Raw genomic sequence first — 14,887 nt, forward strand, 5'->3', positions numbered from 1 at the left:
CGCAGGCCTATCTCATCACAAACTGCAGCTTCACCAGCTCGGCGACGTCGAGCTCGTCGGCATCCTGAAGTTCGTTCCGGCCCGTGCCGGTGATGAGGATTCGGGAGGTGCCGCGGAGGAGCCACGTCTTGTTCACGCTCGCTTTCCGTTGGACCATCGTCTTTCCGTCCTCGACGAAGAACTTCTCGCCCTCCTGGAAGACCGTGAGGTGGCCCCGCGAAATCTCGTTGGCCTTGTCCGGATCGCCGAGGAATTTCTCCAGATCTGCGCGTCCAATCAGCCACTGCGACGGGGGAATGGGCTGCTCCGTGCTGTCGGGAAAGATCAGGTATCCGGACTTGGGCTCCTCCGCCGGGGGCTCCTCTTGCGTGTCCGTTGCGTCGGCCATGCCTTCGCCCTCCATGTCAGCCGACTCGGGTGGGCCGTGGTCCTCGGGTTCCATCGAGTCGCTTCCGAACGCCGGTTCATCCGATAGATCGGACCCGCCCAGCTCCGCACTCGGCGTTGAATCGAGGGCCTCTTCGTCTTCATTCGGTGCTGAGGGAGCAGCCTCGTCCTCCGAGGGAATCGGGGCAATCTGCGGTCCCGACTCCAGGCTCTCGGTCTCGATCCTGCCGCCGCACGCATCGCAGAATCGCGCGCCTTCCCGGTTCTCGCTCCCGCAGTCTGAACACTTCGCCACGGTCATCACCGCTTCGGTTTCTTCTTGCCGATGATCGTCGTCGCCTGGAGGAAGTCCTTCTTGGCGGACTCGCTCAGCTGGAGGCCGCTCCGCGCCACGGTCGCCTGGGCGTCCCGCATTGTCGTCACGACCTCGCTCAGGGCGGGGTTCGCACGGACCGCGGCGGCGGCGCCGGCATCGGTCGAGAGGGTCCGCATGATCTCCTCGGCCTTCTGGAGCGCCGACGGCTCTTTCGTCTGAACGGCCCTCTGCAGCAGGACGGTGGCTTCCGCCGAACTCAAGAGCGTGCGCGGGTACGGATTCGCCTCCGTATTCCAGAGCCTCGGGTCGTCGGTGAACGCCACCTCGACGTCCTGCGTCACTTCGACCAGGGAGAATCGAAGCAGGGTCGCCTTCCCCGCAGGCCGGGCCGGGATGCCCATGCGGAACACGAGCGTCTGCTCTTCGCCCGCGATCAGGTCTCGGAGCGGGACTGTGAAGGCGGTCCCATCGAATCGCGGTCGCGGCAGCCGGTTCAGGACAGGCCTCACGCTGTACGCATCGGCCAGCTCCGAGCCGGGCATGATTGAGACCTTCAATTCCGGATTCGAGACGATCGTCCCGGCCATCTGGGCCGCCTGCTCCTGGAAGATTTGGGGGAGGTTGCCTCCGGCATCGGTGATGTGGTGCCACAGCCCACCGGCCGCCTCCGCGACCTTCTCGAGGAGGGTCTCGTTGTAGTCGGTTCCAATGCCAATCGTTGTGATCGTGATGCCCGCCTCTCGCATCTGTTGCGCGAGGGTGACGAACTCCTTGCTGTCCGTCCGGCCGACGGTCGGATTGCCGTCCGTCAGGAGGATGACCCGCTTCACGGTCCCGGCTTCCAGGGAAGACTGCCGCGCCTGGGTGAACGCGGCTTCCAGCGCGGCGTACATCGCGGTGAGGCCGCTGACGGAGATCGCCTTCACCGCTGCCGCGAGCTCCCGGGAGGTTCCGACCGGGGACATGGGAAGTTGGACCGTCGCTTTGTCCGAGAACGAAATGATGGAGATATGGTCGGTCGGACGGAGCTGCTTGAGGAGCCCCAAGGCGGCCGCCTTAGCCTGTTCGATCTTCTCGCCGTCCATCGAACCGCTCGAGTCGATTGCGAGGCAAATGCCGCGGTTTCGTGCCGCGACGATGGCGGCCGACGGCGTCAGGTCGACGGCAACGTACACGAATGTACCCGTGTTCGGCTTCAGGCTCGAACGATTGACGGTGCACTTCATTGCGAGCGGCGATCGCTTCTGAGGTCGGTTCTGGGGCTCCATCGCTTGTCGCATCTTTCCACCCTAGAGCCGGGCGATGGCGGGGCGGCTTTCTTAGCTCTTCCGACCCCGTTTTCACGGAATGATTTTCACGTCACCGAGCCGCGATCGGAGCTGCGGTTTGAGGGACTCGTGGCGCGATTCACGCGAGTCCAACTTGCCTCATGAGGCCTACGAGGTCGTAGAAGAGCCGCTCTTCCGTGATTTCCCCCTTCTCGTTCCACGTGGCCACCGTACAGAACTCCACATGGAAACTCTTCCCAGTCGGCGGGATGACCTTTCCGTCCGCGGTCTTCATCGGTCCCTTCATCGTGCCGGAGAATTCCGCGATGGAGCACGTGTGCGTTCCTTTCTCGTTGGCGAACAGAATCTTGTACGGGCGGTTGATTAGGTGGTTGTCGGGGAAGGTCTTGAAAAATTCCTTCGCCTCGACCTCGTGGTTGTGTCGTCCCCGCGTGGGCTCGGGCTGGCCGGGCCAGTAAACGGCGGTGTCCTCGGCGTGTCGCCTCCGGAACACAGGCCAGTCCTGCTTGTTCCACGCATCGTCCAGAGTCGTCATCAACTCAATGAGCTCTTGTTGTTCCATGCCGAACCCCTATCTCCACATCCATCGGGCCCTCAATAACTCTGGCATTCCGTGCCACGCGGAGCCAATCCCGGGGCTGAGCGGAAGACGCGTGGGCGCGGGCCCGACCCGTGAGATGGGTTTCCGAGCTCGTCCACGGCGCATTCATATCCGAGTCGCTCCGTGTCCGGAGCTAGGATGGACCCTGCTCGCCGCCGCGAGGTCGCTGGATGGGTCATTGCAGGCGGTGCGGGGCTTTGGATGGTCGGGAAGATCCTCCTGCTGAGCTTGCCGCTCGCGGCGGCTCAGAAGTCGGTCTCGCAGGCCGCCATGGTGGCCGCGGCGTTTGCATCCGAAGGATTCGGATCTGTGCTCCTCGCAATCGGATTGCTCGCCTTCGAGGGCGCAACGTCCGATCTCTGGATCCCCAGTCCCCGTAGCAAGCCGTCGTCCGCGGGAGCCGTGACTCGAAGACCCGGATGGATCGCGAGAGCCAGTTTCATCGTCTCTTCGATCCTCAACTTCGCGACCGCGAGAGAAGCGAGTACATCGGGAACCTCTGTTTCCGTAGGCATGGTCGGGAGCTGGATGTTGTCTGCGATCTTCCTCGCGTTGGGCTGCTTCGCGTATGAGACGTTTGTGCGGAAGCTCACCCGCGTGACGGCCAGCCTGGCTTTCCCGCGGGCCGCAGGGCTGCGGAGGTACTCGGTCATCAACGTCCTCGGGGTTTCCCTCCTTTCGGGGGCCGTCTTTTCCGGGGCCGGCTTTCAGTCCACATTGATCGGAGCGCTCTCTTATTTTCTGGTTGGAATCGTCATTCCAATCGTCGGGATCATCGTTTCGGCGTTCTTGGTCAGAGATGGCCTTCGATTCGGGAGCATCGGACGCGTCGAAGGCGTCGCGGATGTAAACTCGTTCCTGAGCGCGAGCGCGCGCTCCCGACCCCCCGGTTCAAACGCGACCAGCTGGTCGTGCTATCTGGTGGAGCGACCCGAGGTCGTGCATCGGAGGGTACAAGCTCGACTCGTGTCGAGCGGATTCCGAATCACCGCGAACGTCGCGCCGCACGGCCTAGCTGCGGAGGTGCGACCGGTCAACCTCATGATTCTCATCGTCCTGGTCGTGCTTTTCTGGCCCGGGGCGATTCTCTACTACCTGATTCGGAAGAGGAATGCCGCCACGGTCGGGATTAAGGACATCGGCACCGGATCCTACGTGGTGGTCGACGCCGAAGGGGGGAAGGCCTCGGACGTCCTGCGCCTCGCCATCGCGAGCCTGACTCTCGCCCCTGCTCCACCAGGCGCAGCCTCTGCGCCTCCGGCCCCGGACTGACCCGGACCTGCGCCGCCATGTCCCTCCCAGGATCCCGAAGGACGTGGGATCGGGCTACTTCTTCGAGTATCCGCTCTGTTTGCTGTATGTACGGTGGTCCCAGAGGTAGAGGACCCAGATTCGTGCGCCTCCGGGTTCGCCGATCAGCGAGTAATAGCCTCGCCACCGGTCAGCCAGTTCAAACCGAAACAGGTTCGGTATGTCGGGTCCGTAGTCACGAGTGAGGACATCCGGCCAGCAATCCCTTGCGACAGGGTCACCGGCGGTCAAAGGGTTCGCCCACGAGCGTGTCTCGAATGTGGTGAGGCTTTTGAGCTTCGCCTTGGCTGAGCGCTTCTCGTTGTCATTTCCCTCCTTCGCCAAGCGGAGCCACTCGTCGCATACAGGGGAGGCTTCTACGGCGTATTCGAAGCCGAGCAGCTTGGGCTTGGCCAAACGGACCGCCTACGCGCCTCGCAGCCGAGCGCGCGGCGCGGCGGAGGTGCGAATCCAGAGCACCTTGCCGCCAGGGCCCTCGTCGTATACCATCTCGTGGTCGGCCATGTACTCGAGGCCCTCGTCTAGGAGCGGCTGGGCGATCCGGTTCCCTAGAGCCTGCCGAATCTTGTATCGCGTCATAGGCACGGCCTCTTTTCGGAGGACTTCCTCGATTGCCTTAAGAGTCGCCACGGTCGGCCCCTTCGGCGCTGTAAGCGAGGTCGAAGACGTCACCGGTACAGGATAAGGCTGCGATAGTATATTAACTCATACATTAACGAATCCGTTATCGTGGCGCAGCCATACCCCACGATGCTCGGCTCCGGCGTTTCCCAGTCATGTCGCGTCCATTGGATGCATCCCTTAGAGAGGGACGAGTTCACCTTGCCCTCGTCCATAAGTAGGGGCGAGTCCGAATGCGTGGGCCAGGATTCGAACCTGGGAACCCCTTCGGGAAGGGATCTTGAGTCCCTCGCCTTTGACCGGGCTTGGCTACCCACGCGCGTTCGCGGAGATGCCCGGCCCCGTAAAACCTTTCCTCCCGTGTGACGCTCGACGATCAGGGAAGGCTTTTTCCGCGCCACCGACTTGCGGCCCGAGAGGGTCTGATGGTCCAGTATTTCTCGGAGGCGTTCTTCGACGAGGTCGCGAACCGACTCAATGTGGATCCGGAGTGGGCGAAGAAGGCTTCGACCGTGACGACGAAGATCGTGCTCACGTGCACGGACCGGAACGCGTCGTTCCTGCTCGACATCGCCAACGGCATGGTGAGCGCCGCGCCTGTCGCCCCGGACGTCCCCGCCGAGTTCAAGTTCGAGGGCACGTACGATGCATGGACGCAGCTTGGCAAGGGGGAACGGGATTTCCAAGGGCTGGTGCTCGGCGGCCGAATCCGGTTTCGAGGCTCCATGCCGAAGGTCATGGCGCTCACCGGTCAGCTGAATCGCATCACGCAGGTGGCGCAGCAGGTCCCGAAGGAATTCTAGCGACACGCCGAAGGACGAGCGTCGCGACAAAGGCCGACGCGAGTTCGAGACAACCAAGGACGGCGGCGGTGCCCACGAAGACGAGAGTCCAGGGCTCGCCGAGGACCACCGACACGTTGTCCGGGCTCGCCCCGACGAAGTGATTGTAAAATCCATACGTGAACGATGCGGCCATGAACGCCGCGATGAGAGCGGCCGCCAGCGCGGGCCGCGATCGAAACAATCCGAGGGCCGCGACGGGCCCCACCCAAATCACGGCGACGATGAACGCGAGATCGAATCCCGCCGGGAGGATCTGGAGTGCGGCATGGGACGCGGCATGGACGATCGTCACCGCGAGATGCATCACGACGAGCCCAATCAGGATCGAGCCGAGACGCTCCACCCCCTCACGCCCTCCTGACAGGAAACCCTTCGGCTCTCATCGTCGCGACGACCTCATCGAGGCCCTGCTCGCAGGTCGGGAAGGCCGGACGCCATCCGAAGTCCTGCCGGAAGCGAGCGTTCGACGTCGCGAACGATGACCGGAGGAGCTCGGCCGTGTAGCGGCCGAGAGCGAGGCGCGCGATCCATGCGGGCATCTGCGTCGGTGGGGGTGCGCCCAGCCTCGTCGCGATGCTCCCGAGGAAATGCGCGAGGGCGACCGGACGATCGTCGACGACATGCCACACGCCGCTCCGGGGCGACTCGCTCGCCGCGACGAACGCGGCGGCCACATCGTCGGCGTGGACGACGGACCAGACCGGGGACGTCCCCCGAATCATGGCGGGCCTCCCGCGGGAGAGCGCTTCGGCCATGACGCGGGTGTGCCAGGCGTCGGCGCCGTAGAATCCGCCGCACCGGAGGGTCGCGGCAGCGAACCCGTGGCGGGCCCCGGCCCCGCGGGCAATCCGCTCGGCTTCCAAGGCGGACGCGAGCACCGGATCGGACACCGCGGGGGCGTCCTCGTCGAACGGCGATCCGTCGGGATTGCGGACGGCCCAGACGACGCTCTCCTGCACGTACGCCCTGGCGTGCACCCGCGACGCGGCCTCTGTGAGGGCCTTCGTCCCCTCGATCCGAATCCGATCGTTTTCGGCCCAATCTTTCGGAGACGTCCGCAGCTTCGTCGGAATCTTCGTCGCCGCTCGAATCACGACCTCGGCGCCCTCCGCGGCCCGCGCGAGCCCGTCCGGGTCGAACAGGCTGGCTCGACGCGGTTCACCTCCGAGGGAGCGGACGACCTTCGCGCCCGCGTCATCGCGGACCAAGCCGACGGCATGGTGGCCTCGTTCGGCGAGCCGATGCACAAGCCTGCGGCCCAGGACGCCGGTCGCACCGGCCACGAAGACGTTCACGGTCTCCGCCCAGTCCCGCCGTTCGCGGAGGCGGCGACGGGAAGCATCGGAGGCGATCCACTCGAGGCGAGGAGCGCGTCGACCCGCCTCGTGAACGCGACGCTCGCGAAGGCGCCGATGACCCCGCCGACGGCGAACAGGAGCGGGAACCAAGCCGGATTCGCCGCAATTCCGCCCGTCATCGCGACCACGGGCCCGCCGGCGAAGAAGCCGCCGAGGACCCCGCCCGCGATCCCCAGGAGCGGCGTCGTCACGCGCCGCGCGCGCTCGGACGGATAGCGCCTCACGATGAAATCAATTAGGGCGGCGGGGACGAGGATCAGCGCGAGGCCGAGCGACAGGGAGGCGGGGTCCGGCGGCGAGCCCATCAGCGCGTCCACCAGGGTGACGTCGATCGTGACGACGGTCAGGGTCGCGGTCGCGCCACCCCACCACGGTACGAGGCGCGCAGCGGACAGCGCGACGAACGGGAGCAGCGTCGCGAACAGCATCCCGACGACGCTCCGTTGCCACACCTCCGGCAGGAACGCCGGCTTCGTGAATCCCGGATAGGTGAAGACCCAGGTGAAGCCCCAGAGCGCGTAGAAGAGCGCGACGAATGCGACGGGCATGGCGGCGTACAGCAGCGGCCGGACCTTCGGGACCGCGGTCGCCCAAAAGGCGGGCGCCCGCGCGAGCACCACGAGACCGGACACGAAGCCGAATCCGGAGACGACCATCCCGTCGATCAGGAGGACGTGCGGCGGGCTTAGCGCGTCGTCCACCCCGTACGTCGCGTGCCACCACGTGTCGAATCCGCCCGCCACGAGCTGCATGACCAGGCCGACGAGCGCGACGCGGATCCCGATCCGAAGGGTCCGAGGCGGCACGGGTCCCAGGAACTGCATGAAGACCGCGCCGAACGCCGAGGCGAAGGCGACGGCGAGGCCGCTGTACAGGACGGTATGGGGCGGCGTCCAGAACACCTCGACGAGGCGGCGGATGTGCCACCGGATGTCCCAGTCCCCGCCGGTCATCTCGATGAGAATCGCGAAGCCGCCGATCGCATGGGCGAGGGCGAACAGCGAGTATGCCGTCCGCGGCGTGAAACGAAGGACCGCCATGCCTGCTCGCGGGCCGTATGCATCGCGGCTTTGTGAATCTGGCGGCCCCGCCGGCGTGCGAATCCAACCATTAAATACCGAGGGTCCCATCGTCTCGCGAGAAGGCCAATCGGGAGAATCGCCTTGGTCGATTTTGAACTCACGGAGGAGCAGCGGCTCCTTCAGAAGACGGCCCACGAGTTCGCCGAACGGGAGATGCGGCCGGTCGCCCTCGAGTACGACAAGAAGGGCGAGGTGCCGTGGGACATCATCAAGAAGGCGCACGCCCTCGGCCTCGACTCTGCGTTCATCCCCGAGGCGTACGGGGGCGGCGGGATCGACTCGACCTTGACGCACGTCATCGTGATGGAGGAGCTGAACTGGGGCTGCGCGGGCATGGCGACGGGCCTCATCGGCGCCGGCCTCGCGTACCTTCCGATCATCCACATGGGGACGGAGGACCAGAAGAAACGGTTCTTGACGCGCTTCACCGGGCCGGAGGCCCGCCTCGGCGCGCTGTGTCTCACCGAGCCGGACGCAGGCAGCGACGTGGCGAACATCTCGACGACGGCCGTCAAGAAGGGCAAGGAGTGGGTCCTGAATGGCGTGAAGCGCTTCATCACGAACGGCGGGATCGCGGATTTGCACATCGTCTTCGCGACGACCGACAAAGAGCGCGGGTATTTCGGGATCCGTGCGTTCGTCGTCGAGCACGATACCCCGGGCCTGAAGATGGGAAAGGTCGAGGACAAGATGGGCGTCCGGGCGAGCCATACGGCCGAGGTCATCCTGGACGACTGCCGCATCCCCGCGGACAACATACTCGGCTCCGACGAAGGCACGGCGTTCTACGGGGCGATGAAGACGCTCGAGTCGTCTCGGCCGCTCGTCGCGGCCGGCGCGGTCGGCATCGCGCGCGCGGCGTACGAGTACGCGCTCGAGTACGCGCGGAGGCGGAAGGCGTTCGGTTCGCCGATCGCGAAGAAGCAAGCGATCGCCTTCATGCTCGCGGATATGAAGACGAAGATCGAGGCGGCGCGCCTGCTTGTCTGGCGGGCGGCGTGGATGCTCGATCAAGGGATGCCGATGAACAAGGAGGCGAGCATCGCGAAGCTCCTCGCCGCCGACATGGCGATGGAGGTAACGACGGACGCGGTGCAAATCCTCGGCGGCGCGGGCTACATGAAGGACGAGCCCGTCGAGAAGTGGATGCGGGACGCGAAGATCTTCCAGATCTGGGAGGGCACATCGCAGATCCAGCGGCTCGTCATCTCGCGCGAGGAGATCGGCGAACTCTAGGGCGCTCGCGGCGCCTCGACCGAGGCGGGTTCCTCGACGAGGGACTTTAACTGCTTGCGTTGGTCGCGCGCCAAGTTGAGGTACTCGGCGAACTCCTCGTCGCTCATCGAGAGCAGCTTGGCCAGGTGCTGGACGTATTGCTTCACGAAGAAGTCGACGTCCTCGAGACCGGCAATCAATTCGGACCGTTCCGCGTTCTCGCCGATCGCCTCCATCCGCTTCTCGGTGTCCACGATCGCCGACACGACCTGCGGATCTTGACGCATCCGGATCCCGATCTTCTCGAGCGCCTGGAGCGCCTCGGTCGTCTTCGCCTCGGCGTACGCGGACGGGACGCTTTCGCCGTGGGACATGTTGAAAATCTCCGCGGTGGCCCGGTAGTACGTCTCGATGAAGTGGTCTACGCGCTCCTCCCGCGCCACCTCGACCATGCCCGCATCGCGGAGCTTGCGGATGTGATGGTAGATGGCCTGCGGCGTCAGGTTCAGCTCGCCCGCGATCTGGCTGACGGTCATTTCCTTCGCCCGGAGCAGGTAGATGACCCGCCGTCGAGTCTCGTCCCCGAGGAGCTGGAACGCCTCCGGGTCTTTGATGAGCTTGAAGGCCTTCATGGTCGCCTCGGTACAATACATATTTGTTGATGTTAATAATCGTTTCTGTAACTGAAACAGATGCTTTATTAACTACCGTTTCTATCACCCAAACATGCGTTATAATAAGAGAAACAGGAAGTTTGGAGGCGCAGGCGAGACTGCCCTCGAAGCCACGACCGCACGGGAGGGCGCCATCCGGGCGAGCGTCCTCGTGGCCGCGAACCCGTGGGTCCGGAGGTGGGCGCTCTGATCGGCATCAGCTCGTTAGACTGGCTCCCGACGTCGGTCCCGCGCACGAGCCCGCCGGGGCACGAACGGTATCTTCGCGCCGAGCTCGGGCCGGACCTCGTCGCGCGGCTCTCCCCCTCGCCCGGAGCGAAAGCCGCCATGGAATCCGATTGCTCCGACGACTCCCCCGAGCGCGGGCTTTTCGCGCGCGTGGCCCGCGCCTTAGCCTCGTTCTTCTGAATTCCCGTCGTCACGCTTAAGCCGCGCGTGCGCCCTCGCGCGCCTGTGTCCCTCCCGATGCCGACCCCGGTCCCGATCCCGGAGCCGCTTCGGCTGCCTCGTGGGAGCGTCCGCGGCGGCATCGCGATCCTCGTCGCCGCGACGTACGGGTATCTACTCGTCCTCGGGATTATGGTCCCGAGCGTCCTCGTCAACGCCGTCGTGGTCGTCGTCGCCTTCTTCTTCGGAAGCCATGCCACGACGCCCGCGCCGCAACCTCCGGGGCAGCCGCCCCCGCGTCGACCCCGGATCGTCCGCGGCCTCCTCCTCCTCGGGTTCCTGGCCCTCGCGGGCTGGTTCCTCGCGCACAATCCTTCCCCGTCGGGCGTTCCGAAGGAGCTGACGGCGGTGCTCGAGGTCCTTGCGGGCTACGTCGCCGGGTATGTCGTCTCGTGGCTCGTGCACCGTCGGGCGCATACCAGCTCGCTCCGGCGCCGGTTCGCGACGTTCTTCCGGGACGTCACCGCCATCGGCGCCCTCGCCCTCACCGGCTTCATCTGCTACGCGCTCGCGACGAACCTGGCGAGCGCCTTCGCGGGCGGCGCGGAGGAAGCCCTGTCGCTCGTCGTCACGTTCTACTTCGGCTCGCGGGTCATCCACTGATTCACGGCAGCAGAATTTCATTTTGGATAGGCGGCCGGGAACCTATTTAGTCGGGTCCGAGAACGGACGTCGCGGTCCCCCGATGGACGCGCTCTCCGTAGCGGTCGCGGTCGCCCTCCTGTCGTGCGTGGCCGGGTTCGCGCTGGGAAGCCGTCGCCGGGCGCGCACCGCCTCCCGTCCGCGGGGTTGGATGTGCCAAGTCTGCGCTCAGCCGAACGAGGCCGCCCTCGATCGCTGCTGGAGCTGCGGTCGCCGCATCGGCGATGTCCGGCACGATGCGTCGCACATCCCGCTCGCGTGGCGGTGGTCGTGCGGATCGTGCCGCGCTTGGAACGGCATCGCCCGTGGCGACTGCTGGCAGTGCGGCCGCGCGTATGCACCTAGTGAATGTCCGGCGCTTCCTCAAGAAAGTCGCGCTCGCGCATCTCGCGGCGCTTCCAGCCCTCGAGATCCCCGACAAAATATGGGAGAAGGCGCATCGAAACGTAGGAATTCATGAGCGGGATCCCGAGCTGCTCCGAGAAGACGAGCAGGTTCACCGCGTCGTTGTAACGGAGCCGCATCTTCATCGTCTCCGTGTAGAGATCGTACATGAAGAGGCCCCAGAGGATCTCCTTCACGATCTGCAGGGCCCGCCGGGCGCGGCTCAGGCTCTCCCCGATCCGAGCGCATGGGCCGGCGCGGCTAAACGTTTTCCTGACCCGAGGGCTTTAGGGGCGCGCCGCCATCCGCCCGACGTGGCGGACGTGGACTGGGGGCTGATCGCGGTCTTCGCGATCGCGGTCTTCTTCCTCGCATGGTACTACGGCGCGTTCCTCTACTCCCGTCGGCTCGCCGGACGGATCGCGACGGAACTCAAGGACGCCGTCCTCGCCCTGGGCGGCACGTCCCAGATCCGCTGGTTCGGGACGACCGCGTTCCGGATGACCACCGAGGGTGCGAACGCCCCGTTGCGGGACGTCTCGGTCACCGTGACCCTCCGGCCCCGGGAGATGCCCATCAACTGGGCGATCGGCACGGCCCAGGGCCGGCGCGATGCGGCGCTCGTCGAAGCATCGCTCCGCGTGAATCCACGGATCGGGTTCGAGCTGGTGGATCCGCGGACCCGGCTCGGGCGACGGCGCGCCCGCGCGAAGGGAGGGTGGTCCACGGTCACACTGGGCGGCCGGGAATGGCTCCTGTCCGCGGAGGACGAACATGAGGCCAGCCGACTCGTCGAAGCGCTGGGTTCGCCGCCGTTCGAACCGATCATGGCGTTGCACGTGACAGCCGGAAGCAAACCGGGTATCGCGGCCTCGGTTTCCGTCGAGAAAGGGCACGCGGCTCGAGGCCTCGCGGCGATCCAGGCGCTCGCGGAGCGCCTCGCGATCTAGTGGCAGCGGACTCGCTCGAGCGGAGGGATGAACGCCTCGAGCATCTCCGCGCTCCCCTTGTGCATGAAACGGAGGTCGATGCCCCGCTGCGTCTCGTCGCACCGGAAGGCGACGTGCAGGATCGTGTAGCGCTTCGTCCCGAAGAGCCCGAGGTTCGCGCCCCCGAGCGCGTACGTCGCATCGTGTCCTCCGACTCGGCAGGCGCCCGGGTGGGGCTCGAGGAGCTTGGGAGGGTCGATCGATCCGCGGGCCGTCCGGACATTGAGCTCGATTGCCCGACGCGCCTTCGAATCGACGAGCAACGCGGACGCGCGCCCCTCTTGGGCCCAACGGACCCCTTCCCAGGGGATCGTGTAGTCGATGTCCATCGGCGCGCGACCCAGCCGCAAGTCCCAGTTCTCCGGGAGCCGGAGGACGAGGAAGTTCGACGGCCCGAGGACGAAGTGCGTCGCGGCAATCACGTGTTCGCGGGTCGTCGGCTTCATGCCGCGCCCGCCAACTCGGCGGCGAAGGGAGGCGTGTACGACATTAGGTCCTCCGAGACCCGGCGGACCATGTCGACGCCCGCGACTTCCGACGAATAGAGCGGGATGTACGCGCGCACGAGCGGTCCGAGGTCCCGGTACAGGACTTTCATGTACCCCGTCTGCTCATGGTACTTGTTCGCCAGGTATTCGCCCGCGCCCTCCTGGAGGGCGACCTCGGGACGGAGGACCTCGTTCACGATCACGCCGCCGATCGGGATGTTGAACTTCTGGACCATCCCGATGAACCGACGGACGACGGCGATGGGCAGCGCGAGCGGCAGGGTGACGAAGAAGAACGCGGTCCGCTCCGGGTCGACTAGGACCCCCTTCGCCTTCTCGAACCTCTCGTTCATCGAGATGAGGTCCGCCATAAGCGGGTCCTTCTTGACCTCCTCCATCACCTTCTCCTTGCGGAAGGACAGTTGGACCCGCATGCTCAGCGCCTCCTTGCGGGAGTCGATCATGCGGGTGAGCCAGAGGCCGTAAATCTTGCTCAAACCGATCAGCCGGACGGCGTTCGCGACTGCCGCGGTGTCGAAGATCACCCGGTCGAACGCCTCGCCCTCCTTGAGGATGTAATCGACCATGCGGTCGAACATCGCGCTCTCCTCGAACGCCGGGTTCGTCGTCGCGATCTCGATGAACGGCCTCGCGTCGAGGGGGATGTCCGCCCATTTCAGGAACTCCTTCACCCGACCGCGGATCGAGTTCCGGTATCGCTCGACGACTTCGGATGTCTCGACCTCCACGGCGTGTACGTTCTTCGCGCCCTTCACCTCGACGACCTTGCCGCCGGAGAGGCTCTGGCCGAAGAGGCTCGACAGGGAGTGCACGGGATTCAGGGACGCCAGGAGGACGCGGTCTCCCTGGGATGCAAGGTGGTAGGCGAGGCCCGCCGCGGCGGCGGTCTTCCCGACACCGCCCTTCCCTCCGGTGAAGATGTACCGCATCTTCGGCCGTTGTTCGAGGAGCTCCGGAAGAGTCGTCAGTGAACCACCCTAGAACGCGGGACCGAACAGGAGGTCCTGAGAGACCTTCTCAATCATGTCGAGGCCTCGGGGCTCGCGAGGATACATCGGCAGGACCGCGACGACCTTGCCGGCGAACTTCGATCGGATCTCCTCGAGGTACTTCTGCTGCATCCGTGTGCGATTCCGGAGGAACTCGACCGCCTCGCCTCCCTTCGCGTCGGCGAGTTCCGCGGGATACACCTGGTTCACAATCAGTCCTGCCATTTGCAGGCCCAGCGCATCGAACATCTCGAGCGCCCGCTCCGTGTCGAGGATCGCCATTCGCTCCGGGATGAGGACCATGAAGAAGGACGTCCGGCGTTGGTCGACCATGAGGTCCGTGAAGCGCGTGATCTTGGCCTGGATCTCCTGAAGCTCTTTCAGGACCTCGTCCTCGGAGATCTTCGCGCCCTTCAGCGTCGCCGCGACGGCCTCGTACTCCTGCGCCTTCTCCCGCGCCTCCGTAATCTTGCCGACCCACTTGCTCAGGATCTCCGCCATCGCGATCATCCGCACGCCGTGGCCGAAAGGCGGCATGTCGAACACGTACAGGTCGTGGCCGCTCGTCGACACGAGGTCGGCCATCGCGTCGTACGTGGCGGACTCGTACATCGCCGGCTCCGCGGATGTCGAGTCGATGTACTCCTCGATTTCTGGCGGGAGCTCCGAGAGGCCGTACATCGTGAGGATCTTCTGCTTGACCTCGGCCTGGTAGTCCGCAACGCGTCGGTCCGCATCGATCTCGACGACATCGAGATTCGGAATCACGCGGACCTGACCCTTGCCGAAGATGTCCCGATCGAAGATGTCGCTCAGGCTCGCCTGAGGGTCGGTCGAAAAGCAGAGGACCTTTCGCTTTCGCTTGGATGCCATGTAGTGGCTCAGGCCCGCGCTGCACGTCGTCTTGCCGAGCCCTCCCTTCCCCGCGAAGATCACGATCCCCGCCTCGCCTTTCTTCTCGAAGTACGACGCGAGGCCCATGGACTCCCTCAGAAGACCTGGTCCGTAAAGTCCCGTTCCCGGAACACGCGCTGCTTCCAACTCTTGATGTTCGGGACCGCGTACGGCAGGATTTTCAGGGAATAGTACGGCGGGATGACGGGCACGCCGAGCATGTCGCCCAGCGTGATGAACATGAAGAGGTGCTCGAGGTACATCCGCGTGCGCAAGGCGGCGGTGACGTGGCCGTGGGCCGCCATCCCGTAGAGGACGCCCTTCGCCGCGTCCT

Annotated in this window: 20 protein-coding genes and 1 tRNA gene; 6 read left to right on the plus strand and 15 right to left on the minus strand. The window is 65.3% G+C overall.

What is annotated here, in order from left to right:
- Positions 1-7: 7 nt before the first annotated feature.
- From VF992_07435 to VF992_07445, 3 genes are all read right to left on the minus strand, one after another.
- Positions 8-688, minus strand: a complete 681-nt coding sequence (locus VF992_07435; GenBank protein ID HEX9340982.1) for a zinc-ribbon domain-containing protein — start codon at positions 686-688, stop codon at positions 8-10.
- Positions 688-1,971: a VWA domain-containing protein gene (locus VF992_07440; GenBank protein ID HEX9340983.1), complete on the minus strand. Its 1,284-nt coding sequence runs from the start codon at positions 1,969-1,971 to the stop codon at positions 688-690. The genes VF992_07435 and VF992_07440 overlap by 1 nt, the downstream gene beginning before the upstream one ends.
- Positions 1,972-2,110: 139 nt before the next feature.
- Positions 2,111-2,554 (minus strand): ester cyclase, encoded by a 444-nt coding sequence (locus VF992_07445; GenBank protein ID HEX9340984.1) that lies wholly within the window; start codon positions 2,552-2,554, stop codon positions 2,111-2,113.
- 177 nt (positions 2,555-2,731) lie between these two features.
- Between VF992_07445 and VF992_07450 the strand changes: the two genes are divergently transcribed.
- Positions 2,732-3,865, plus strand: a complete 1,134-nt coding sequence (locus VF992_07450) for a hypothetical protein (protein ID HEX9340985.1) — start codon at positions 2,732-2,734, stop codon at positions 3,863-3,865.
- 54 nt (positions 3,866-3,919) lie between these two features.
- Here the strand turns inward: VF992_07450 and VF992_07455 are convergent, their stop codons facing one another.
- From VF992_07455 to VF992_07465, 3 genes are all read right to left on the minus strand, one after another.
- Complete coding sequence (locus VF992_07455) at positions 3,920-4,300, minus strand: hypothetical protein (GenBank protein HEX9340986.1); 381 nt, start codon at positions 4,298-4,300, stop codon at positions 3,920-3,922.
- A gap of 9 nt (positions 4,301-4,309) precedes the next feature.
- A complete protein-coding gene (locus VF992_07460) occupies positions 4,310-4,534 on the minus strand; it encodes a hypothetical protein (GenBank protein ID HEX9340987.1) in 225 nt (74 codons plus the stop codon).
- Positions 4,535-4,759: 225 nt separating this feature from the next.
- Positions 4,760-4,844: transfer RNA gene (locus tag VF992_07465), tRNA-Leu, on the minus strand.
- Positions 4,845-4,950: 106 nt separating this feature from the next.
- Here VF992_07465 and VF992_07470 point away from each other — a divergent pair.
- On the plus strand, positions 4,951-5,328 hold the full coding sequence (locus VF992_07470) for an SCP2 sterol-binding domain-containing protein (GenBank protein ID HEX9340988.1): 378 nt from the start codon (positions 4,951-4,953) through the stop codon (positions 5,326-5,328).
- Here VF992_07470 and VF992_07475 read toward each other — a convergent pair.
- The 3 genes from VF992_07475 to VF992_07485 are packed head-to-tail and all read right to left on the minus strand — an operon-like array spanning position 5,291 to position 7,768.
- A complete protein-coding gene (locus VF992_07475) occupies positions 5,291-5,713 on the minus strand; it encodes a hypothetical protein (GenBank protein ID HEX9340989.1) in 423 nt (140 codons plus the stop codon). The genes VF992_07470 and VF992_07475 overlap by 38 nt on opposite strands.
- A gap of 4 nt (positions 5,714-5,717) precedes the next feature.
- Positions 5,718-6,665: an NAD-dependent epimerase/dehydratase family protein gene (locus VF992_07480; GenBank protein HEX9340990.1), complete on the minus strand. Its 948-nt coding sequence runs from the start codon at positions 6,663-6,665 to the stop codon at positions 5,718-5,720.
- Positions 6,662-7,768, minus strand: coding sequence for a hypothetical protein (locus VF992_07485; GenBank protein HEX9340991.1), 1,107 nt, complete (start codon positions 7,766-7,768; stop codon positions 6,662-6,664). Before VF992_07485 ends, VF992_07480 begins: the two co-directional genes overlap by 4 nt.
- A gap of 123 nt (positions 7,769-7,891) precedes the next feature.
- On the opposite strand from VF992_07485, the gene VF992_07490 reads away from it, so the two are divergent.
- Complete coding sequence (locus tag VF992_07490) at positions 7,892-9,046, plus strand: acyl-CoA dehydrogenase family protein (GenBank protein ID HEX9340992.1); 1,155 nt, start codon at positions 7,892-7,894, stop codon at positions 9,044-9,046.
- On the opposite strand, the gene VF992_07495 is transcribed toward VF992_07490, so the two are convergent.
- Positions 9,043-9,657, minus strand: a complete 615-nt coding sequence (locus VF992_07495) for a metalloregulator ArsR/SmtB family transcription factor (GenBank protein HEX9340993.1) — start codon at positions 9,655-9,657, stop codon at positions 9,043-9,045. The genes VF992_07490 and VF992_07495 overlap by 4 nt on opposite strands.
- A gap of 207 nt (positions 9,658-9,864) precedes the next feature.
- Here VF992_07495 and VF992_07500 point away from each other — a divergent pair, with 207 nt between their 5' ends.
- Both VF992_07500 and VF992_07505 read left to right on the plus strand, forming a co-directional pair.
- The gene (locus VF992_07500; protein HEX9340994.1) at positions 9,865-10,107 is read left to right on the plus strand and encodes a hypothetical protein; all 243 of its coding nucleotides are present in this window, start codon (positions 9,865-9,867) and stop codon (positions 10,105-10,107) included.
- 45 nt (positions 10,108-10,152) lie between these two features.
- The gene (locus VF992_07505; protein HEX9340995.1) at positions 10,153-10,749 is read left to right on the plus strand and encodes a hypothetical protein; all 597 of its coding nucleotides are present in this window, start codon (positions 10,153-10,155) and stop codon (positions 10,747-10,749) included.
- Positions 10,750-11,129: 380 nt separating this feature from the next.
- Here VF992_07505 and VF992_07510 read toward each other — a convergent pair whose 3' ends face one another.
- Entirely contained in the window at positions 11,130-11,369 is a 240-nt protein-coding gene (locus tag VF992_07510) for a hypothetical protein (GenBank protein HEX9340996.1), read from the minus strand.
- A gap of 117 nt (positions 11,370-11,486) precedes the next feature.
- On the opposite strand from VF992_07510, the gene VF992_07515 reads away from it, so the two are divergent.
- The gene (locus VF992_07515; GenBank protein HEX9340997.1) at positions 11,487-12,122 is read left to right on the plus strand and encodes a hypothetical protein; all 636 of its coding nucleotides are present in this window, start codon (positions 11,487-11,489) and stop codon (positions 12,120-12,122) included.
- On the opposite strand, the gene VF992_07520 is transcribed toward VF992_07515, so the two are convergent.
- Genes VF992_07520 through VF992_07535 form a run of 4 tightly spaced genes read right to left on the minus strand, consistent with a single transcriptional unit; the run spans position 12,119 to position 14,858 of the window.
- Entirely contained in the window at positions 12,119-12,607 is a 489-nt protein-coding gene (locus VF992_07520) for a hypothetical protein (protein HEX9340998.1), read from the minus strand. The two genes, VF992_07515 and VF992_07520, sit on opposite strands and share 4 nt — an antisense overlap.
- Positions 12,604-13,599 (minus strand): ArsA family ATPase, encoded by a 996-nt coding sequence (locus VF992_07525; GenBank protein ID HEX9340999.1) that lies wholly within the window; start codon positions 13,597-13,599, stop codon positions 12,604-12,606. The genes VF992_07520 and VF992_07525 overlap by 4 nt, the downstream gene beginning before the upstream one ends.
- 48 nt (positions 13,600-13,647) lie before the next feature.
- On the minus strand, positions 13,648-14,640 hold the full coding sequence (locus VF992_07530) for a TRC40/GET3/ArsA family transport-energizing ATPase (GenBank protein ID HEX9341000.1): 993 nt from the start codon (positions 14,638-14,640) through the stop codon (positions 13,648-13,650).
- A gap of 8 nt (positions 14,641-14,648) precedes the next feature.
- Positions 14,649-14,858 carry a hypothetical protein gene (locus VF992_07535; protein HEX9341001.1) on the minus strand — a complete coding sequence of 70 codons (210 nt, stop codon included), beginning with the start codon at positions 14,856-14,858 and terminating at the stop codon, positions 14,649-14,651.
- Between the last annotated feature and the right edge of the window lie 29 nt (positions 14,859-14,887).

This window comes from Thermoplasmata archaeon (assembly GCA_036395115.1).
Lineage (GTDB): Archaea > Thermoplasmatota > Thermoplasmata > RBG-16-68-12 > RBG-16-68-12 > RBG-16-68-12.